Source organism: Campylobacter ureolyticus ACS-301-V-Sch3b (assembly GCF_000413435.1).
In the GTDB taxonomy this organism is placed as follows: Bacteria; Campylobacterota; Campylobacteria; order Campylobacterales; family Campylobacteraceae; genus Campylobacter_B; species Campylobacter_B ureolyticus_A.
The window spans coordinates 141,135-160,772 of sequence record NZ_KE340327.1; the positions used below are offsets into that span (position 1 = coordinate 141,135).

The 19,638-nt window shown below is 29.9% G+C and carries 21 protein-coding genes; 18 read left to right on the forward strand and 3 right to left on the reverse strand.

From position 1 onward, the window contains the following. Position 1 precedes the first annotated feature (1 nt). The 17 genes from sucC to hypA all read left to right on the forward strand — a co-directional run bounded on the left by sucC (position 2) and on the right by hypA (position 16,714). Entirely contained in the window at positions 2-1,186 is a 1,185-nt protein-coding gene (gene sucC, locus HMPREF9309_RS05845) for an ADP-forming succinate--CoA ligase subunit beta (protein WP_016646996.1), read from the forward strand. Next, the gene (gene sucD / locus HMPREF9309_RS05850; RefSeq protein ID WP_016646997.1) at positions 1,183-2,058 is read left to right on the forward strand and encodes a succinate--CoA ligase subunit alpha; all 876 of its coding nucleotides are present in this window, start codon (positions 1,183-1,185) and stop codon (positions 2,056-2,058) included. Before sucC ends, sucD begins: the two co-directional genes overlap by 4 nt. A 12-nt stretch (positions 2,059-2,070) precedes the next feature. After that, the gene (locus tag HMPREF9309_RS05855; protein WP_016646998.1) at positions 2,071-2,376 is read left to right on the forward strand and encodes a 4Fe-4S dicluster domain-containing protein; all 306 of its coding nucleotides are present in this window, start codon (positions 2,071-2,073) and stop codon (positions 2,374-2,376) included. Next, the gene (locus HMPREF9309_RS05860) at positions 2,373-3,509 is read left to right on the forward strand and encodes a 2-oxoglutarate synthase subunit alpha (protein ID WP_016646999.1); all 1,137 of its coding nucleotides are present in this window, start codon (positions 2,373-2,375) and stop codon (positions 3,507-3,509) included. The genes HMPREF9309_RS05855 and HMPREF9309_RS05860 overlap by 4 nt, the downstream gene beginning before the upstream one ends. Then, the gene (locus tag HMPREF9309_RS05865) at positions 3,509-4,354 is read left to right on the forward strand and encodes a 2-oxoglutarate ferredoxin oxidoreductase subunit beta (protein WP_016647000.1); all 846 of its coding nucleotides are present in this window, start codon (positions 3,509-3,511) and stop codon (positions 4,352-4,354) included. Before HMPREF9309_RS05860 ends, HMPREF9309_RS05865 begins: the two co-directional genes overlap by 1 nt. Beyond that, entirely contained in the window at positions 4,351-4,899 is a 549-nt protein-coding gene (locus tag HMPREF9309_RS05870) for a 2-oxoacid:acceptor oxidoreductase family protein (RefSeq protein ID WP_016647001.1), read from the forward strand. Before HMPREF9309_RS05865 ends, HMPREF9309_RS05870 begins: the two co-directional genes overlap by 4 nt. A 473-nt stretch (positions 4,900-5,372) precedes the next feature. Continuing rightward, on the forward strand, positions 5,373-6,524 hold the full coding sequence (locus tag HMPREF9309_RS05875; RefSeq protein ID WP_016647002.1) for a hydrogenase small subunit: 1,152 nt from the start codon (positions 5,373-5,375) through the stop codon (positions 6,522-6,524). Positions 6,525-6,526: 2 nt separating this feature from the next. Further along, positions 6,527-8,245, forward strand: a complete 1,719-nt coding sequence (locus HMPREF9309_RS05880) for a nickel-dependent hydrogenase large subunit (protein WP_016647003.1) — start codon at positions 6,527-6,529, stop codon at positions 8,243-8,245. Positions 8,246-8,257: 12 nt separating this feature from the next. After that, entirely contained in the window at positions 8,258-8,941 is a 684-nt protein-coding gene (gene cybH / locus HMPREF9309_RS05885; protein WP_016647004.1) for a Ni/Fe-hydrogenase, b-type cytochrome subunit, read from the forward strand. A gap of 1 nt (position 8,942) precedes the next feature. Then, positions 8,943-9,491, forward strand: coding sequence for a HyaD/HybD family hydrogenase maturation endopeptidase (locus tag HMPREF9309_RS05890; protein WP_016647005.1), 549 nt, complete (start codon positions 8,943-8,945; stop codon positions 9,489-9,491). Continuing rightward, positions 9,488-10,993 carry a hypothetical protein gene (locus HMPREF9309_RS05895; RefSeq protein WP_016647006.1) on the forward strand — a complete coding sequence of 502 codons (1,506 nt, stop codon included), beginning with the start codon at positions 9,488-9,490 and terminating at the stop codon, positions 10,991-10,993. The genes HMPREF9309_RS05890 and HMPREF9309_RS05895 overlap by 4 nt, the downstream gene beginning before the upstream one ends. Further along, the gene (gene hypF, locus HMPREF9309_RS05900) at positions 10,994-13,246 is read left to right on the forward strand and encodes a carbamoyltransferase HypF (RefSeq protein WP_016647007.1); all 2,253 of its coding nucleotides are present in this window, start codon (positions 10,994-10,996) and stop codon (positions 13,244-13,246) included. Then, positions 13,239-13,934 (forward strand): hydrogenase nickel incorporation protein HypB, encoded by a 696-nt coding sequence (gene hypB / locus HMPREF9309_RS05905; RefSeq protein WP_016647008.1) that lies wholly within the window; start codon positions 13,239-13,241, stop codon positions 13,932-13,934. Before hypF ends, hypB begins: the two co-directional genes overlap by 8 nt. Continuing rightward, the gene (locus tag HMPREF9309_RS05910) at positions 13,934-14,218 is read left to right on the forward strand and encodes a HypC/HybG/HupF family hydrogenase formation chaperone (protein WP_016647009.1); all 285 of its coding nucleotides are present in this window, start codon (positions 13,934-13,936) and stop codon (positions 14,216-14,218) included. The genes hypB and HMPREF9309_RS05910 overlap by 1 nt, the downstream gene beginning before the upstream one ends. Positions 14,219-14,221: 3 nt before the next feature. Next, complete coding sequence (hypD, locus tag HMPREF9309_RS05915; protein ID WP_016647010.1) at positions 14,222-15,307, forward strand: hydrogenase formation protein HypD; 1,086 nt, start codon at positions 14,222-14,224, stop codon at positions 15,305-15,307. A gap of 13 nt (positions 15,308-15,320) precedes the next feature. Next, the gene (gene hypE / locus HMPREF9309_RS05920) at positions 15,321-16,316 is read left to right on the forward strand and encodes a hydrogenase expression/formation protein HypE (protein WP_016647011.1); all 996 of its coding nucleotides are present in this window, start codon (positions 15,321-15,323) and stop codon (positions 16,314-16,316) included. A 56-nt stretch (positions 16,317-16,372) separates the two neighbouring features. After that, positions 16,373-16,714: a hydrogenase maturation nickel metallochaperone HypA gene (gene hypA, locus HMPREF9309_RS05925; protein WP_016647012.1), complete on the forward strand. Its 342-nt coding sequence runs from the start codon at positions 16,373-16,375 to the stop codon at positions 16,712-16,714. A gap of 660 nt (positions 16,715-17,374) precedes the next feature. Here the strand turns inward: hypA and HMPREF9309_RS05930 are convergent. Both HMPREF9309_RS05930 and HMPREF9309_RS05935 read right to left on the reverse strand, forming a co-directional pair. After that, positions 17,375-18,424, reverse strand: coding sequence for a DHH family phosphoesterase (locus HMPREF9309_RS05930; RefSeq protein WP_016647013.1), 1,050 nt, complete (start codon positions 18,422-18,424; stop codon positions 17,375-17,377). Continuing rightward, positions 18,421-18,819 (reverse strand): Rrf2 family transcriptional regulator, encoded by a 399-nt coding sequence (locus HMPREF9309_RS05935; protein WP_016647014.1) that lies wholly within the window; start codon positions 18,817-18,819, stop codon positions 18,421-18,423. Before HMPREF9309_RS05935 ends, HMPREF9309_RS05930 begins: the two co-directional genes overlap by 4 nt. 158 nt (positions 18,820-18,977) lie before the next feature. Between HMPREF9309_RS05935 and rpsO the strand changes: the two genes are divergently transcribed. Beyond that, on the forward strand, positions 18,978-19,250 hold the full coding sequence (gene rpsO / locus HMPREF9309_RS05940; RefSeq protein WP_016647015.1) for a 30S ribosomal protein S15: 273 nt from the start codon (positions 18,978-18,980) through the stop codon (positions 19,248-19,250). A 44-nt stretch (positions 19,251-19,294) separates the two neighbouring features. Here the strand turns inward: rpsO and HMPREF9309_RS05945 are convergent, their stop codons facing one another. Further along, a complete protein-coding gene (locus HMPREF9309_RS05945; protein ID WP_016647016.1) occupies positions 19,295-19,633 on the reverse strand; it encodes a hypothetical protein in 339 nt (112 codons plus the stop codon). Between the last annotated feature and the right edge of the window lie 5 nt (positions 19,634-19,638).

A 19,638-nucleotide genomic window follows, 5' to 3' on the forward strand; every position in this document is an offset into this window, starting at 1 on the left:
AATGAATATCCATGAGTATCAAGCAAAAGCACTTTGCAAAGAATTTGGTATAAAAACAGCCGATGGATTACTTGCATTAACAAGTTTAGAAGCTGTTAATAATGCTAAAAAACTAGGTGGTGAAATTTGGGCTATAAAAGCTCAAATTCATGCAGGTGGAAGAGGACTTGGAGGTGGAGTTAAAATAGCTAAAAGCTTAGATGAAGTTGAGCAATATGCAAAAAATATGATTAAAATGACCTTAATCACTCCACAAACTGGAAAAAATGGCAAAGTTGTAAATAAAATATATATTGAAAAGGGCTGTAAAATAAAAAAAGAGTTTTATTTAAGCCTTTCGTTTAATCGTGACTCTCAAAAACTTTGTTTAATAGCAAGCTCAAGTGGTGGAATAAGCATAGAAGAGATATCAAGCTCAAACCCAGAGCTTATAAAGGCTATTTTTATTGATCCACAAATCGGTCTTATGGATTTTCATATTTTAGAGATTTCATCATTCTTAGGTTTTGATAAGGATAAATATACCAAATTTCACGATATTTTAACTAAAATTTATGATCTTTATATGCAAAAAGATGCTGTTTTGATAGAAACAAATCCATTAATCCTAGATGAAGATGATGAGTTTTTAGTACTTGATGCAAAAATGAGCTTTGATGATAGTGCACTTTTTAGACATCCTGAAATTTTAGTTTTAAGGGATTTGGATGAAGAAGATAGTGCCGAGATAGAGGCTAAAAAACACTCTTTAAGCTATGTAAAACTAGATGGCAATATAGGATGTATGGTAAATGGTGCAGGTTTAGCTATGGGGACAATGGATGCGATTAATTTTGCTGGCGGAAAACCTGCAAATTTTTTAGATGTTGGAGGACTTGCAAGCTCTCATACTGTGGCAAAAGCATTTGAAATTATTCTAAAAGATGAGTTTGTAAAGGTGATTTTTATAAATATTTTTGGAGGCATTGTAAGATGTGATAGGATTGCAAATGGCATAATAGAGGCAATAAATTTAATAAATCCTAAAATTCCAATTGTTATAAGACTTGATGGAACAAACGCAAAAGAAGCAGAGTATATTTTAAAAAAAGCAAATATTTTAAATTTAATTCCTGTAAAAAATTTAGAAGATGGTGCTATTTTGTCTGTAAAACTTTCAAAAGAGTCTAACAAGGATATCAAATGAGTATTTTAATTGATAAATCTACAAAAGTTATTGTTCAAGGCTTTACAGGCAAAGAGGCTACATTTCACTCACAAAAATGCCTTGAATATGGCACTTTAATAGTTGGCGGAGTAACTCCATTTAAAGGTGGAGTTACCCATCTTGGACTTCCTGTTTTTAACACTGTTAAAGAAGCTGTTGAAAAAACAAATGCTAGTGTTTCACTTATATTTGTTCCTGCTATGTTTGTGGCTAATGCCATTATAGAAGCTGCAAATGCTGGCATTAAACTATGTATTGTTATCACAGAACATGCCCCATTAAATGACATAATAAAGGCAAAAAATTTTGCAAATAAATGTGGCATGCAAATAATAGGTCCAAACTCACCTGGCATTATAAGTGCAGATGAATGCAAGCTTGGAATTATGCCTGGAGATATTTTTAAAAAATCAAATTTAAATATAGGTTTAATCTCAAAGTCAGGAACATTAACCTATGAGGGTGCAAAGCAAATTTTAGATGAGGGATATGGCATCTCAACAGCTATTGGCATAGGTGGAGATAGGGTTATAGGACTTGGATTTAGTGAGCTTTTAGAGATGTTTGAAAAAGATGATGATACAAAAGCAATTGTTTTAATAGGTGAAATTGGAGGTATTTTAGAAATAGAAGCTGCAAAAACCATAAAGGATAAAATTTCAAAACCAGTTGTTGCCTTTATAGCTGGTGTTACAGCTCCAAAAGGTAAAAGAATGGGGCATGCAGGTGCTATAGTAAGTGATTATAATTCAACTGCAAAAGGAAAAATGCAGTCTTTAGAAAAAGCTGGTGTTCATGTAGTGCAAAGCCCTGCTCATATTGGCAGAAAATTAAAAGAAGTATTAGGCTAAAAAGGAAAAAATATGGAAAATTTAAAAGCTGTTTGGGTTGATGAGAGTAGATGTAAAGCTTGTAATATCTGTGTAAGCTACTGCCCAAGTGGGACTTTGGCTATGAGATATGAGCCAAAGGCTATTCAAGGTATGATGATAGAAGTATTAAATGACAAAACCTGTATTGGTTGCAGGGATTGTGAAACACATTGTCCTGATTTTGCTATTTTTGTGGCTGATAAAGGTTTTAAATTTGCAAAACTTACACCAGAAGCAAGAGCACTTTCACAAGCTATTAAAGAAAATAATTTTATGAAAATAAAGGATGAATTATGAGTGTGGAAGTTATCTCAACTGGCAATGCTCTAGTGGCAAAAGCTGCAATTGATTGTGGCTGTAAATTCTTTGGTGGATATCCAATAACTCCATCTAGTGAGATAGCTCATGAAATGAGTGTAAGGCTTCCAGAAGTTGGTGGAACTTTTATTCAAATGGAAGATGAAATTTCTGGCATTTCAGTTGCGCTTGGAGCTTCTATGAGTGGAGCAAAAGCAATGACGGCAAGCAGTGGTCCTGGAATTTCTTTAAAATCAGAACAAATCGGTCTTGCGTTTATAGCTGAAATTCCTCTTGTTATTGTAAATGTTATGAGAGGAGGTCCATCAACTGGTCTTCCAACTAGGGTATCACAAGGTGATATTTTACAAGCTAAAAGTCCAACTCATGGAGATTATCAAAGCATAACTTTAATACCAGGAAGCTTAGAAGAAGTCTATACTTTTACAATAAAAGCTTTTAATTTAGCTTTTAAATTTATGACACCTGTTTTTTTACTTCTTGATGAAACACTTGGTCACATGCAAGCAAAGGCTGTTTTACCAGATATTAAAGATATAAAAATATATAAAAGAGATGAGTTTAAAGGTGAAAAAAACAACTATTTGCCATATAAAGCAGATATTGATAAACCTGCTGTTTTAAATCCTTTTTTTAAAGGTTATCGTTATCACATCACAGGACTTCATCACGGAAATACAGGATTTCCAACTGAAAATGGCGAGATAGTTGATTATAATATTAAAAGACTTTTTAATAAGATAAATTTGCATAAAGATGAAATTTGTGAATTTGAAGAGTTTAACTTAGAAAATGCTGAAATTTGTATAATAGCTTATGGAAGTGTAAATTTAGCAGTTAAAAGTGCCATTGAAATTTTAAATAAAGAAGGTATTAAGGTTGGGCTTTTTAGACCTTTAACCTTATGGCCAAGCAGTAAGAAAAAAATAAAAGAAATTTGTGATAAATTTAAAAATATCTTAGTAGTTGAGTTAAATTTAGGACAATATTTTGGAGAAATTCAAAAATGTGGTTTAAGAGATGATTTACACACACTTTTTAAAGCAAATGGAAGACCAATAAGTCCAAATGAAATTATTAAAAAAGTAAAAGAAATCAAAGGAGTGAAATAATGGCATTTAATTATGATAAATATCTACGAACCGATAAGCTTCCAACTCTTTGGTGCTGGGGATGTGGCGATGGTGTGATTTTAAAGGCTATTATAAGAGCTATTGATGCTATGGGTTGGGATTTAGATGATGTTTGTGTAGTAAGTGGCATAGGATGCAGTGGAAGAATGAGCTCGTATATAAATTGCAATACAGTTCATACAACGCATGGTAGAGCATTAGCTTATGCAACAGGTATAAAACTAGCTAATCCAACTAAAAATGTTATTGTTGTAACAGGTGATGGAGATGGTCTTGCAATTGGTGGAAACCACACAATTCACGCTGCAAGAAGAAATATAGGTATTAAACATATTTTAATAAATAATTTTATTTATGGTCTTACAAATTCTCAAACCTCTCCAACAACACCAAAGGGCTTTTGGACAGTTACTGCGCAAAGAGGAAATATAGATCCAAGTTTTAATGCAACTGATTTATTAATTGGAGCAGGGGCGACATTTGTAGCAAGACAGACGATAATAAATGCAGATGCCTTAGTTAAACTTTTAGTAAAAGGTTTTAGCCATGATGGGTATGCTTTTTTCGATATTTTTTCAAATTGCCATATAAATTTAGGTAGAAAAAACAAAATGGCACAAGCTACTGATATGATAAAGTGGATTGAAAACATAACAGTAAATAAAATAAAATATGATAAATTAAACGATGAAGAAAAAGTAGGGCTTTTTCCACTTGGAGTTTTACACGAAGATAATTCTCACCTTGAATATACAAAAGCCTATGCTAAGGTTATAGAGGCCGCACAAAATAAAACTAAGATTGACTTTAAGGAGATAGTATGACAACAAAACTTAGATTCGTGGGAGTTGGTGGACAAGGAGTTATACTAGCAGGTGAGATTTTAGCAGCTGCAAAGATAAAAGCAGGTGGCTTTGGTGTAAAGGCATCAACTTATACCTCTCAAGTTAGGGGTGGTCCTACAAAAGTTGATATTATACTAAGTGATGATGAGATTTTATATCCATATGCTGATGATATAGACTTTATGATAGCAACAGCACAAGTTAGCTTTAACAGTTTTAAAAATGATGTAAAAAAAGGCGCAGTTATTGTAGTAGAGCCAAATTTGGTAAGCCCAAGCGATGAAGATAGGAAAAAATGGAAAATTTATGAAATTCCTATTATTTCAATTGCAAAAGATGAAGTTGGAAATGTAATAACTCAAAGTGTTGTAGCTCTTGGGATTGCGGTTGGCTTTACAAAAGTTATGGATAAAGAACTCGTTAGAAATGAGATGTTAAGAAGTGTGCCTGAAAAAGTAAAAGAAGCAAACATAAAAGCTTATGATTTAGGACTAAAAGCAGCAAATGAGCTATTGAAAAATTAAATTATATTTGATTTAAATGCTTTGAATTTCAACACTTAAACTCAAAATTTTGAAATAAACGCTGTTTATGGAGGAGAGTTTAGAGATAAATACAATAACCAAGTATTTAATTTAGGACTTAATTATAAGTTTTAAAATATTTTAAGGGAAGAACTTATCTTCCCTTAAAAATAACTTCTATAACTTCCTCAACTGATTTCTTTAAAAGTTTCTAATTTATCACTATAATATATTTTTCTTATAAATATTACTAAATATATATGGTTAAATTTATCAAATTTTACAAAAATTCATATAAAATATGCAAAATTTAAAGATTTAACTTAAGAAAAATATAAGTTTTTTCTTAGAGCAAAGATTAATTTATATTTAAAAATAGAATTTAATTTTATCATTTAAGGCAAATTCTTTTAAATTGTTGTAGAATTGTAAGGATTTAAAAACCGAACATATTTTAAGAAAAAGGAGATGTGATGGTAAAGGATAAGTTATTAGAAAAAATAACTTTAAGGCTTAATGAAGTTGAAAAATTGCCTAAAATGAAGGAAGGCTCTATCATACAAACTCTTGAAGAAAATGGTCTTTCAAGAAGAGATTTTATGAAATGGGCTGGAGCTATGACAGCAACTCTTGGTCTTAGTAGTGCTTTTATACCTGCAGTTTCAAAAGCAGCTGAGCTAGCAGATAGACTTCCTGTTATTTGGTTACACATGGCTGAATGTACAGGCTGTAGTGAAAGTTTATTAAGAACAGCAACACCAAGTATTGATAGTTTAATATTCGATTATATTTCACTTGAATATCATGAGACTATAATGTCAGCAAGTGGTTGGCAAGCTGAAGAAAATTTAGAGCAAGCCATAGAAAAGTACAAAGGTCAATATATTTTGATGGTTGAGGGCGGAATTCCTGCTGGAACAAGTGAGTATTTTTTAACAGTTGGACCACACGGAACAACTGGAGCAGAACATTGTAGGATAGCTTGTAAAAATGCCGCAGCTATTTTTGCGATTGGAACCTGTTCAAGCTTTGGTGGTATTCAAGCAGCTTATCCTAACCCAACAAACTCTCAAGCTCTTAGTAAGATAGTTAATCAACCAGTTATAAATGTACCTGGCTGTCCTCCAAGTGAGAAAAATATAGTTGGAAACGTATTAAACTATATATTATTTGGAACACTTCCTGCACTTGATTCATACAATAGACCAAAATGGGCATATAGACTTAGAATTCATGATCTTTGCGAAAGAAGAGGAAGATTTGATGCTGGTGAGTTTGTACAGCACTTTGGCGATCAAGGAGCAAAAGATGGATATTGCCTATATAAAGTAGGCTGTAAAGGACCATACACATTTAACAACTGTTCACAAGAAAGATTTAACTCTCATACTTCTTGGCCGATACAAGCAGGACATGGCTGTATAGGTTGTTCAGAGCCTGACTTTTGGGATACAATGGGGCCATTTGAAGAGCCTTTAGCAGATAGATTATATAAAAGTGTTTTTGGCGGACTTGGAGCAGATGCAACAGCTGATAAAATAGGAATAGGTGTTTTAGCAGTTGCAGGAGTTGCCATTGCAGCTCACGCAGCAGTTGGTTCATTTAAGAAAAATAAAGGAGAGTAATAATGAGCGAAAGAATAGTAGTAGATCCAATTACTAGAATAGAAGGACATTTAAGAGTTGAAGTTATAGTTGATGATAATAATGTCGTAACTGAAGCTTACACAGGATCAACTCTTTGGAGAGGTCTTGAAACAATTGTAAAAGGAAGAGATCCAAGAGATGCAGGTCTATTCATGCAAAGAATTTGTGGAGTTTGTACTTACTCTCATTATAAAGCTGGCGTTATGGCAGTTGAAGATGCACTTGGCATAAAACCACCTTTAAATGCTATTTTAACAAGAACTTTGATGAGTAATGCTTTATTTTTTCATGATCACTGTGTTCATTTCTATCAACTTCACGCACTTGATTGGGTTGATGTAGTAAGTGCATTAAGTGCTGATGTGTTTAAAGCACAAGAAGAAGCTTTTAAATACTGTGAAACTCCTTATGCCTGTGGAGCAGATCACCTAAAAAGTGTTCAAGATAGAGTTAGAAAATTTGTTGAGAAAGGAAATCTTGGACCATTTGCAAACGCATATTATGGTCATCCAACTTATAGATTTACACCTGAGCAAAATTTAATAGGACTAAGCCACTATTTAGAATGTTTAAGAATTCAAAGAACAGCAGCCGAGTTAATGGCAGTATTTGGCGCTAAACAACCTCACCCACAAAGCTTAGTAGTAGGTGGTATTACTTCAGTTATGGATATTTTAAGCCCTGCAAGACTTGGCGAGTATCTAACTAAATTTAAAGAAGTTGCTGATTTTGTAAATAGAGCATATTATTCAGATATTGTTATGGCTGCAAGAGCTTATGGCAATGAGCCAAGCGTTACAAATGATGTTGGAACACCAAATTTATGGACTCATCAAGAGTTTCAATATAGCAAAAACGACTTTTTATTTGGCAGTGGAATTATCCTAAATGGTGATTTATCAAAAGTTTATGATCTTGATGAAAGCAAAATAACAGAAGAAGCAACCCATGCTTGGTATAAAAATGATGCAGCACTTCACCCTTATGAAGGAGAGCAAGAGCCAAATTATACAGGATTTAAAACTGAAAAAACAATAAATGCTCAAGGTGAAATGGTTGATACAAAAATATTTGACACAAAAGGTAAATATAGCTGGATCAAAGCTCCAAGATATGATGGCAAGCCACTTCAAGTTGGGCCTTTAGCAAATATAGTTGTAAACTATGCAAAAGGAAATAAATTTGTAGTTCCTATAGTTGATCAATTCTTGAAAGATGCAGGACTTCCAGTTGAAGCTGTTTTATCAACCTTGGGAAGGGCAGCTTGTAGAATGCTAGAAGTTAAAGCTATAGCAACTCACGGACTTATGGCGTTTAATAACTTAGTAGAAAATATTAAATCAGGCGATACTGAAACTTGTGCAAAATATAAAATTGATCACAAAAAAGAGTATAAAGGTCGCTATATAGGAAATGTTCCAAGAGGAACATTAAGTCATTGGTGTAGAATTGAAAAAGGTGTTATTAAAAACTGGCAAGCAGTTGTTCCATCAACTTGGAATGCATCTCCAAAAGATAAAGATGGCAAAATGGGATCTTATGAAGCTTGTTTGATTGGTCTTAAAATAGCTGATTTAAAACAACCTCTTGAAATTATCAGAAAAATACACTCATACGATCCATGTATTGCGTGTGCAGTTCATGTGATGGATACTAAGGGAAATGAGCTTGGTGCTTATAAGGTAAATCCTAATATTTAAAGGAGAAATAGTATGAAAAAAGAAAATAAAAGAGTGGCTGAGTATGAATTTAGCATAGGATATCGTTTAAGTCACTGGGTTAGATTTTTTGCTATTATGCTTTTAATAATTAGCGGATATTACATATCTTTTGTATTTCAAAGCCCAATGGTTAGTGATGAACCTGTGCTATTTTTACAAGCAAAATGGAGATTTGTTCACATAGTTGCTGGATTTGTAATGATAGCTGCTGTTATTTATAAGTGCTATATATTTGCATTTGATAGGATGAGCCACATAGAAAGAGTAAGTATAAAAGACTTTTTAAGCCCTAAAGTTTGGTTTGAACAGATTAAATATTATCTTTATTTAACAGATGAGCATCCACACTTAAGAGGGGTTTATAATCCTTTGCAATTTATTGCTTATGTAATGTTTTATGTAGTAGCCTTTTTACTGATACTTACAGGGCTTATTTTATATATGCATGTTTATCATCATGGTTTTGGTGGAGCAATTTTCGATATTTTAAGACCTGTTGAAGTATGGATGGGTGGTCTTGCAAATGTAAGAGCGATTCATCATATTTGTATGAATGTCTTGATAATCTTTATAGCAGCTCATGTTTATATGGCTGTATTTAACGCTGTTAAAGGTAGAAATGGCGGAATGGACGCTGTAATAAGCGGCTATAAATTTCCAGAAGAAAATCACTAAAATGAAAATTTTAGTTTTAGGAATAGGAAATGTATTGTACTCCGATGAAGGTATCGGAGTACATTTTGTAAAATTACTTGAAAAAAACTATCAATTCACCTCAAATGAACACGAAATAACCTTTATGGATGGTGGAACATTAGCAAATTTTTTAATGTTTATAATGGCAAAATATGACCATATTTTTTTAGTTGATTGTATTGAGGCTGATGATGGCAAAGTAGGTGATGTCTATTTTTTTAATTATGATGATATGCCAAAAATGATAAAGTGGAATGGTTCAGCCCATGAAGTTGAAATGCTTCAAACTTTACAAATGATGGAATTAGCAGGCGATTTACCACCAACTAAAATCTTAGGTGTTATTCCAAAAAGAGTTGAACCTTTAGCTTTTACTATAAGTGATGAACTTAAAAACTCAGTTAAAGTTATGGAAAAAACTTCTTTAAATTACTTTAAAAGTTTAGGTTTTGAAGTAAAAAAAATCAATGATTTAACCATTCAAGATATAGCAAATGAGTTTGATGAGATAGGAAAAAATAAAATATGATAATAGCTTTTAAATTTAACTATACAAATAAAAATAATTTTTTAGCTTATTTTTTAGAATTTTATGCTAAAAAAAGTTCTTTAAGTTATTCAATCACAAAAGAGGGCGATATTTTAACCCTATTTGTAGAAGGAGAAGAAAAAGATCTTTTAAAATTTAGCGATGAAAGTATGATTTTAATACCAAATTCTATTTTTTTACAAAAAAGCGAAGTTGAAGTAGTAGATGAAATGCCAAATACAAACATTGAAATTCCAAATTCAAGCTTTTCGAATTTAACTCCAAGTGTTGTAAAAAACTATGTAAATCACACCGAAAATTTAAAAAATGAATATAATATCTTTAGTGAAATTTCTATTTTAAAAGATAATGAATTTATCAAAATAGACGAAAAAAATTATAAAGAACTTTTAGAATTTTGTTTTTTAAACTTGCTACATAATAAAACACTACTGTTAAAAGATGGAAATAACAATGAATTATATTTTGAAAGCGGTGTAAATTTTAAAGCAAATTATCTAATGCCAACAAGCTTTAAAAGTATAAGTTCGCTTTTTATAGCAGATGAAAAAAGCTTAATCGCATTATCAAGCTATGAAAAACCACTTATAAATTTAAAGATAAATGCAGTTTTTAGAAAAAATCACGAAAATGCTCCTGCTTTCTTTGATATAAAAGCCGCAAGTGATTTTTTTATATTTGCTCTTTTAGATAGGTTATATGAAGAAAATATTAATTTTGTAAGCGTTAAAAGTCAAATTTTAATTAAAGCATCTATTTTGGATGATGAAATTTTAGTTACAAATAACAATCTTTTTTTAAGTAGCAATGAAAAACTAATCTTAGAAAAAAACAGATACTCTAATTTATCAAAATTTGGACTTATTTGTGATGAATATAACTCTTTTAATGATAAAAATTTAAATATCTATTTAACTAAATTTGGGATGGATAATGTAACTCTTTACCAAAACAATAACTCGATAAATTTTTTAAAATTCAGTGAATTTAAAAGCTATGATGAGATAAAAGAGGCTATAATAAAAGATGAAATAGGGAAAAAACTTTTTGAAAATTTCACTAAAAAATATAATTTTCCAAATGGTGAAATCAACAACTCACAAAGTTTTTATGCTATTTTTGATGTCTCTTCAAAAATTTTATTTGGTAAAGATGCATCATATCTAATAACAAATGCAAAAGATTTTATTGGAAAAAAAGGTCCAAGTATTGACTATCTTATATCAAATTCCAAATTTGATACCATAAAACTTATAAAAAGTGCTATGAGTTTTAAACTTGCTGGAGTAAGTGATAAAATTTTATCTTTTGGTATAGTTCAAAGTTTGGCTTATTTTTTAAGTGATTTTAGTGATGATTTAGAATTTGATAATGCTTTTTTAACTGGCGATTTATTTGAAGAAAGATTGATTTCAAATTTAATTTTAAATGTTTTTAGTAAAAATAAAAGTGTAAAATTTAGTAAATATTTTGGAGTTTAAATGTGCTATAAATTTAGCATTTTTGGCTTAGTTCAAGGTGTTGGCTTTAGACCTTTTGTTTATTCTTTAGCCTTAAAGTATAAACTTTTTGGCGAGGTTTATAACGATAGCCAAGGTGTTAAAATTTTTTTATCAGGCGATGAAAATAGCATTTTAGATTTTGAACATGAGTTAAAAACAAATCTTCCACCGCTTGCTAGAATAGATAAGATAATAAAAATTAAAATTTCAGGAATTTCTTACAATGATTTTAAGATAACATCTTCAAAAAATACTTCTAAATTTAGCCCAATTTTACCTGATTTTGCAATTTGCAATGACTGTAAAAGTGAATTTTATGATAAAAATAGTAGATTTTTTCATTATCCTTTTATAAACTGCACAAATTGTGGACCAAGACAATCTATCATAAAAAAACTTCCTTATGATAGAGCAAATACAACAATGAGCAAATTTAAAATGTGTCAAACTTGTAAAAACGAGTATGAAAATCCACTAAATCGTCGTTTTCACGCTCAACCAATTAGCTGCGAGAAATGCGGTGTAAGCTTAATCCTAAAAGATAATCAAGCCAAAATTTTAGTTAAAAATGATTTTGAAAACTTAGCTAAAAAAGTAGCAAATTTACTTGTTAGTGGAGCTATTTTTGCCATAAAAGGACTTGGCGGATTTCACTTAGTTTGTGACGCATTTAACAAAAACTCCATACAAAAACTAAGAGAGTTAAAACATCGTCTTAAAAAACCGTTTGCTATAATGTGCAAAGATTTAAAAATGGCTTTAGAAATAGCTGAAATTTCGCAAAAAGAAGCAGAAATTTTAGAAAATGAAATAAAACCAATTGTTATTTTAAAACTTAAAAACTCATCAAAAATTCCATCAAATTTAGCTCCAAATTTAGATAAAATTGGCATTTTTTTAGCCCCAACTGGACTAAATTTACTTATTTTTGAATATTTTAAAAACCCAATTATCGCAACTAGTGCAAATTTAAGTGGTGAGCCTATAATTTCAAATGAAATCAACCTTTATAAAAAACTTGGAAATGTTTTTGATTATGTGCTTGATAATGATAGAGAAATTTTAAATCCAAGCGATGATAGTATAGTGCAAATTATAGATGAAAAAGCTTTTTATCTTCGCACAAGTAGAGGTATAAATCCAAAGATTTTTCTAACAAATTTCAAAGTCAAAGGCACATTTTTAGCCATTGGAAGCGAACTAAAAAACCAATTTGTTATATATAAAAACTCTCAAATTTTTATATCTGCATATATTGGAGATCTTAAAAATGTTGCAACATTTGAGCGTTTTAAAAAAATGCTTAATCTTTTTATAAAAAGTTATGATTTAAAATTTGATGCAGTTATAGCTGATAAACATCCAAGCTTTTTACACACAAAATATTTTAAAGAAAAAGGTTATAAAATTTATAATATCCAGCATCATTATGCGCATTTGATTTCTAATTTATATGAAAATTTCAGTGATGATTTAACAAAATCAAATAAAAATTCAGATAAACAATATTTGGGATTTTGTTTTGATGGCACAGGATATGGGGATAACGCTAAAATTTGGGGTGGTGAAGTTTTTATTTTTAATGGATATAAATATAGTAGAAAATACCATTTTGATGAGTTTTTACTCCTTGGTGGTGATAAAAGCATAAAAGAAATTTATCGCTTAGCTTATGCAATTTTTAAAAAATATGATATTGATACAAAATTATTAAATATTGAGCCAAAATTAGAAAAAAAGTTAAATTTAATTTACACAAAAGAGATAAACTCATATTATACTTCATCACTTGGCAGAGTTTTTGATGCATTTTATTCGCTTATTTTTGGAGTAAGCAAGATAAGCTATGATGCACAAGCTGGCATGATAATGGAGAAATTTTATGATAAGAGTTGTAAAGAAAGTTATAAATTTGAAATTGAAAATGAAAAAATAATATTTAAAGATGCTTTTTTAAATGCTTTAAAAGAAAGCGATAAAAAAGTTTCTATAAGTAAGTTTATAAATGGCTTAGTGGATTTGATTATTAAAATTTCAATAAAAGAAAAACTTGATGTAATATTAAGTGGTGGAGTTTTTCAAAATAAAATTTTAATTGAAATTTTAATAGCCAAATTTAAAGAAAATGGGATAAAATACTATTTTAATCAAACTTATCCTACAAATGATAGTGGAATTGCCTTAGGGCAGATGATTTGGTTTTTACTAAATAAAGGAGAAAACTATGTGTAAAGATTGCGGTTGTGAAAGTCACAAACATAACGAAGATACAAAATCAACTGTTGAAGTTGTATCTAAAATTTTATCTAAGAATGACAAAGAAGCAGACCATAACAGAGCTCACCTTGATGAAAAAGGGATATTTTGCATAAATTTAATGAGTAGTCCAGGAGCTGGAAAAACAACACTTTTAGAAAATACAATTAAAAAAAGCAAATTTAAAATAGGTGTTGTTGAAGGAGATTTAGAAACTAACCGTGATGCCGATAGAATCATAAAAGCAGGTGCATCAGCATATCAAATCACAACAGGGCAGGGTTGTCACCTAGATGCAGTTATGGTACATGAAGGACTTCATCACTTGCCACTTGAAAATTTAAATCTAGTTTTTGTAGAAAATGTAGGAAATTTAGTTTGTCCTGCAAGCTATGATGTTGGATCTCACATAAATGTAGTACTTTTAAGCTCACCAGAGGGAAGTGATAAAGTTGAAAAATATCCTGTTATGTTTAGAGCTGCAGATTTAGTTATCATAACAAAATCAAGTGTTAAAAAATATTTTAACTTTGATACAAAAGAGGTTATTAACTCAGTTAGAAAGCTTAATCCAAAAGCTGATATTATTGAACTTGACAGTGTTACTGGTGAGGGCTTTGAAAAATGGCTTGATTATCTGAAATTTAAAATGGAGTTTAGATAATGTGTCTTAGCATACCATCAAAAGTTTTAGAAGTAGATGAAAACAACTTTGCTACAGTTGAAACTTTAGGCGTTAAAAGAGGTGTTAGTTTAGATCTTATTGGCGAGCCTGTAAAACCAGGCGAATATGTTTTAATCCATGTTGGCTTTGCAATGGAAAAAATAGATACAAAAGCAGCTCTTGAAAGTTTGGAGTTTTATAAAAAAATTGCAAAAGAGATGGAAGATGGGACAATTGATCAAAGTGATGGTGATATGGGACTATCAAATATGAAAATAGAGTAAAAAATGGATTTAATAAACGACTTTAGAGATAAAACTCATATTTTAAATTTATCAAAACTAATAATTGAAAATTCAAAAAAACCACTTAATATAATGGAAATTTGTGGTGGGCACACACACTCTATAATGAAATTTGGTATTGATAAATTAGTCGGAGAAAATATAAAATTTATCCACGGCCCTGGATGTCCAGTTTGTGTTATGCCTCGTCATAGTATTGATGAGGCCATAAAGCTTGCCTCTATGAAAGATACCATTTTTACAACATTGGCTGATATGTTAAGAGTGCCAGGAAGTTATACAACTCTTGCCAAACAAAGGGCCAAAGGTCATGATATAAGAGCTTTATATTCTCCACTTGATGTGATAAATATAGCATTAAAAAATCCAGATAAAAATGTGATATTTTTTGCTATTGGTTTTGAAACAACTACGCCAATGAGTGCAGTTGTCATAGAAAAAGCAATAAATTTAAATCTTAAAAATCTTTTTTTTCATATAAATCATGTTACCGTTCCAGCACCAGTTAAAGCTCTTTTAGATGATGAAAATGTAAAAATTGATGCATTTTTAGGACCAAGTCATGTAAGTGTTATAATTGGTTCAAAACCATACGAAGATATTGCAAAAACTTATAAAAAACCAATTGCCATAAGTGGATTTGAGCCACTTGATATAATGGATTCTATTTTAAATTTAGTTAAACAATTTAATGAAAATAAATTTGAAGTTTATAACGAATATAACCGAGTTGTTAAGCCAAACGGGAATGAAAAAGCTATAAATTTAATAAATAAATATTTCAAAAAAGTTGATTTTGAGTGGAGAGGGCTTGGAGTTATACCAAAAAGTGGACTTGATTTAAAAGATGAGTTTGATTTTTTAAATGCAAGGAAAATTTTTGATTGTAGTGTTGAGAGCAAGCCTGAAAATAGAGCCTGTATTTGTGGTGAAATTTTAAGGGGGTTGAAAAATCCACCTGATTGTAAAGTATTTGGAAAGGTTTGTAATCCACAAAACCCACTTGGTTCTTGTATGGTTTCAAGCGAGGGAGCATGTGCGGCTTATTATAAATACAAAAGAGGGTAAATAGGAGTAAATTTTGAAAGAACAAATTCTTTTAAGTCACGGTGGTGGCGGTGAAGAGATGAATGCTTTGATAAATGATATAATTTTCAAAGCCTTTGATAATGAAATTTTAAAAAGTGCAAACGATGCGGCAATTTTAAAATTTAACTCTTTAAATTTAGCTTTTACAACTGATAGTTTTGTTGTAACACCACTATTTTTTAGTGGTGGAGATATCGGTAAGATAGCTATTTGTGGCACTGTAAATGACCTTGCTATGGTTGGAGCAAAACCACTTTATCTAAGTTGTAGCTTTATAATAGAAGAGGGTTTTAGCATAAAATACTTTAAGCAAATTTTAAACTCAATGAGCACAACCGCAAAAGAAGCAGGAGTTTTTATAGTTTGTGGTGATACAAAAGTAGTTCCAAAGGGTAAATGCGATGGTATTTTTATAAATACAAGTGGTGTTGGAGAGATCATAAAACCAATTAATACTGCAAATTTAAAAGCACCAGCTAAAATTTTAGTAAGTTCTGATATCGCTAGACATGGAAGTGTGATAATGCAAGCAAGAGATGAGCTTGGTTTTGAAAGTCAGCTTAAAAGTGATTGTAAGCCGCTAAATTTAATAGTTGAAAAAATTCTAAACTCTGGAATTACACCGTTAGCGATGAGAGATGCTACAAGAGGTGGAATAAGTGCGGTTTTAAACGAGTGGGCGAAATTTTGTAAAATTGGCATTAAGATCAAAGAATCGGCGATAAAAATAAGCGATGAAGTTAAAGGGATTTGTGAAATTTTAGGCTTTGAACCGTATGATTTAGCAAATGAGGGAACTTTTGTTTTGGCAGTTTGTGAAAAAGAGGCTCCAAAATGTTTAGAAATTTTACGCGAATTTGATAAAAATGCAAATATCATAGGAGAAGTTATAGAAAATGAAGAAAATAGGGTGATTTTAGAAACACTTTATGGAGTTGAGAGATTTTTAGAACCACCAAAAGGTGAGTTACTTCCTAGAATTTGTTAAATTTGAAATTTTTATTTATAAATTTGCAAAATATATAAGACTTTAAAAGGAAAAATATGCATGAGCTTTCAATAGTAATTGATTTAGTTGCACTTTGCGAAGAAAATTTAAGAAAAAATAATAAGAACAAAATAGAAGAAGTTCATCTTAAAATAGGGCGTTTAAGTGGTGTTGAACCACATCTTTTAAAAAGTGCTTATGAAGTTTATCAAAAAGATACAGTCTGTAAAGATGCAAAACTCATTATAAATTTGCAAGATGTCGTTGTTAAGTGTAATAAATGCGGAAAAGAAAGCGTGCTTAATAAAAATGAGTTTTTATGCCCAAAATGTGGCTCAAATGACCTTGAAGTGCTTGATGGCGAAGATATGTATTTAATGCAGCTGGTTATGTCATAAATAGGACTTAATAGCTTTTTTACTTCTAGGATATTTTTTTAATACAATAAATGATCTTATTTTCATCCTTATAATTTTTTCTTTTTTATTTATAAAATTTTACAACCATTAAATTTATTAATAGGGCAGAGCCCTTATTATATTTTTCTCATATATTAGATTTCATATTAATATTCTTACATTTTTTATAATTTTCTTATTTTAAAAAACACTTTATCATGCTTTTACATAAAAATCAACTTGAAAACCAAAATACACATTTTATTGCATTATTATTTATGGATAAGTTTTAAATTTTCAAAAAGTAAAGTAAGGAAATGACTATATATCGTTGTTTAGCAAAGTTTTATTTTGCAAGGGGATTTTAATTTATAAAAGTTTGAAAATTACAGTTTTCAATACAAAATATTAAAATTACTTTGTATTTATCTTTTTATCATAGTTTTTTTAGCTTTATATTTAGTATGTTTTTATGTATTTTTTGATTTTGTTTTTAATCCGCTTTAAAACAGATTTATCTGCATAGATTTGTATTATTTATTATGTTTTTGATTTTAGAGCTTGCTGTGATATTTAAAATTAAGTATGTAGGAAAAAAGATCAAATATTGGTAGCTAAATTTTAAAGTAAATTAATTCTACCAATATTTTTATTAATAAATTAAGCTAAAGAAGTTTTTTTAGAAATTAAGTCAGTTATTTGATCTTTTATGGATTGGTAGTTATAGCCATCTTTAAATCCAGCATAAAATCCACCGCTTGCATTTACATGCCCTCCTCCACCGACTAAGTCTTTAGCTATTTGACTTACATCCACATTTCCATTTGCACGAAAGCTCAATGTTTTTTTAGAAGTAACATCTATAAAAAAGTCAATATCAGGATTTTGCACTAAAAAATCATTTCCTATGATTGAAGTATTTCCGATATTATATGTCAGAATGCCTTTTTTATCCAAATATGATATTTCAAATTTTTCTCTATCAGCACTAAGCTTTTCGACTATAAATTTAGATATCAAATTACTAAGTGTGTCATCATTTTGTTTTTTAAAATACTCTTTTTTTATTTTATGTAAAGCCTCATCAAGCGCAATATGGCCGTTATCTTGATCAAAAAAAGCTTGTGATTTATCCAAAAGATAAAATATATACTCTCTACTATTTTCATCAAACATTATCTTATTTATCTCTTTTGCTCCACTTACTACACCCATGCAAACCTTACCCATTTCAAACCAATGATTGTCTTTTAGCCAGATATCAACAGCATTAACAACATTTACAAACTTAAAAAGCTTATCATCTTTACCATATAATTTACTAAAAAAATCATAAGTTATTAGTGTTGCACATCTTGAACTATCCATTAAATACCAAGGAAATTTTTTAGAGCACTCAAGTCCAGTTTGATGATGATCAAGTAAAAAAATAGTTGAATTTTTATCTTTTAATGCATTTTCAAATTTTTCGCACTGTTGTAGACTTAAATTTAAATCTGTAATTAAAACAATTGATTTTTCATAAATTTTTTCATTATTTTCATTAACTTTGGCACTGTTTTCTATTAAATTTAAAATCTCTTCAAATTTAACTTCTATCTCTCTTCCATAATTAGAATTAAAAAATAAAATATCCTTAAAATAATGTTTTGTAACAAACTGTGCTCCATATCCGTCTAAATCTGTGTGTGATAAATGGTAAATTTTCATATTTTCTCTTTTATTATGTCTTTTAAAAAAATTGTTTCTAAGAAGTCATCTACTTGATTTTGAAGAGTGTTAAAAGTATTCCAAATTTGGCAATTATCACTTTTTTCACACTCATCTTTTGATTTTGAACACTCAAAAACGCTTCCTGCATGCTTCTCGGTTTTGGAAATTATCTCTTTTAAGTTAAAATCTTGCTTTGCTAGCATAAAGCCACCATTTGCACCTTTATATGAAACTAAAATTCCAGCTTTTGCCAAATTTTGCAGTATTTTAGCCAAAAAGCTTTTTGAAATATCAAGCTCCTTTGATATAGTATCTACATCTTGTGGACTATCTTTTTTAGCTATAAATATAAGTGAAAGCAGTGCATACTCGCTGGCTTTTGTAAAAAGCATCCAAACTCCTTAAAAAAATATATTGCTATTTTAGTAAGTTTTAGCTATTAATAAGTTTAAATAAGCAAATTTTAATTATTTTTTATAAAATAAGCTTGATTTTATTTTTTTTTGGTATCATTAAATCTTATTTTAATTTAACCAGTCAGGAGGTCATTATGGCTTTGGATTCGGCAAAGAAATCAGAAATAGTTGCGAAATTCGCTAAAAAAGAGAACGATACAGGTTCAACAGAAGTTCAAATAGCACTTTTAACAGCTAGAATACAAGAACTTACTTCTCACTTACAAGATAATCCTAAGGATTTCTCATCAAGACTTGGTCTTTTGAAAATTGTAAGCAGAAGAAAAAAGCTTATGAAATATCTAAAAGATAAAGATTACGATAGATATACAAAAATTGTATCTGAGCTTGGTTTAAGAGATAGATAAATTTTATAGCCCTATTTTGGGCTATTTTTTAAATTTTAGCATTTCTAATCTTTTTGTATATCTACTTTTAAAGGCCAAAAACCTATCAATAAGCGCCAACTTAAATAATATAAAAAAATGGCTATAAACCAAATTTCAAAACCAAAGCTTACAGGTATAAAATTATCCAAAGCATAAACAATAAATAAAATATTAATAAAAGGCATAATATACCAAATATATAGAAAATATATAATAGAAAGCAGACCTCCTGCTCTTGGCTTGTATTTTGTTTGGCAGTTGTTACAATTTACTTCCACACTTCCAAAAATATACTCTTTCATAGAATTACATTTTTTTATTTTATTTTCACAAACTTCACATTTTTTATAAAAAAATCCCATTTGCC

Coding starts and splice junctions, on each gene's coding strand:
- HMPREF9309_RS05870 (WP_016647001.1), top strand. CDS start 4,351: ATGACAACAAAACTTAGATTCGTGGGAGTTGGTGGACAAGGAGTTATA.
- HMPREF9309_RS05945 (WP_016647016.1), bottom strand. CDS start 19,633: ATGGGATTTTTTTATAAAAAATGTGAAGTTTGTGAAAATAAAATAAAA.
- HMPREF9309_RS05895 (WP_016647006.1), top strand. CDS start 9,488: ATGATAATAGCTTTTAAATTTAACTATACAAATAAAAATAATTTTTTA.
- sucC (WP_016646996.1), top strand. CDS start 2: ATGAATATCCATGAGTATCAAGCAAAAGCACTTTGCAAAGAATTTGGT.
- cybH (WP_016647004.1), top strand. CDS start 8,258: ATGAAAAAAGAAAATAAAAGAGTGGCTGAGTATGAATTTAGCATAGGA.
- HMPREF9309_RS05855 (WP_016646998.1), top strand. CDS start 2,071: ATGGAAAATTTAAAAGCTGTTTGGGTTGATGAGAGTAGATGTAAAGCT.
- hypA (WP_016647012.1), top strand. CDS start 16,373: ATGCATGAGCTTTCAATAGTAATTGATTTAGTTGCACTTTGCGAAGAA.
- HMPREF9309_RS05935 (WP_016647014.1), bottom strand. CDS start 18,819: ATGCTTTTTACAAAAGCCAGCGAGTATGCACTGCTTTCACTTATATTT.
- HMPREF9309_RS05860 (WP_016646999.1), top strand. CDS start 2,373: ATGAGTGTGGAAGTTATCTCAACTGGCAATGCTCTAGTGGCAAAAGCT.
- hypF (WP_016647007.1), top strand. CDS start 10,994: ATGTGCTATAAATTTAGCATTTTTGGCTTAGTTCAAGGTGTTGGCTTT.
- HMPREF9309_RS05865 (WP_016647000.1), top strand. CDS start 3,509: ATGGCATTTAATTATGATAAATATCTACGAACCGATAAGCTTCCAACT.
- rpsO (WP_016647015.1), top strand. CDS start 18,978: ATGGCTTTGGATTCGGCAAAGAAATCAGAAATAGTTGCGAAATTCGCT.
- HMPREF9309_RS05880 (WP_016647003.1), top strand. CDS start 6,527: ATGAGCGAAAGAATAGTAGTAGATCCAATTACTAGAATAGAAGGACAT.
- HMPREF9309_RS05910 (WP_016647009.1), top strand. CDS start 13,934: ATGTGTCTTAGCATACCATCAAAAGTTTTAGAAGTAGATGAAAACAAC.
- HMPREF9309_RS05890 (WP_016647005.1), top strand. CDS start 8,943: ATGAAAATTTTAGTTTTAGGAATAGGAAATGTATTGTACTCCGATGAA.
- sucD (WP_016646997.1), top strand. CDS start 1,183: ATGAGTATTTTAATTGATAAATCTACAAAAGTTATTGTTCAAGGCTTT.
- HMPREF9309_RS05930 (WP_016647013.1), bottom strand. CDS start 18,424: ATGAAAATTTACCATTTATCACACACAGATTTAGACGGATATGGAGCA.
- hypB (WP_016647008.1), top strand. CDS start 13,239: ATGTGTAAAGATTGCGGTTGTGAAAGTCACAAACATAACGAAGATACA.
- hypD (WP_016647010.1), top strand. CDS start 14,222: ATGGATTTAATAAACGACTTTAGAGATAAAACTCATATTTTAAATTTA.
- HMPREF9309_RS05875 (WP_016647002.1), top strand. CDS start 5,373: ATGGTAAAGGATAAGTTATTAGAAAAAATAACTTTAAGGCTTAATGAA.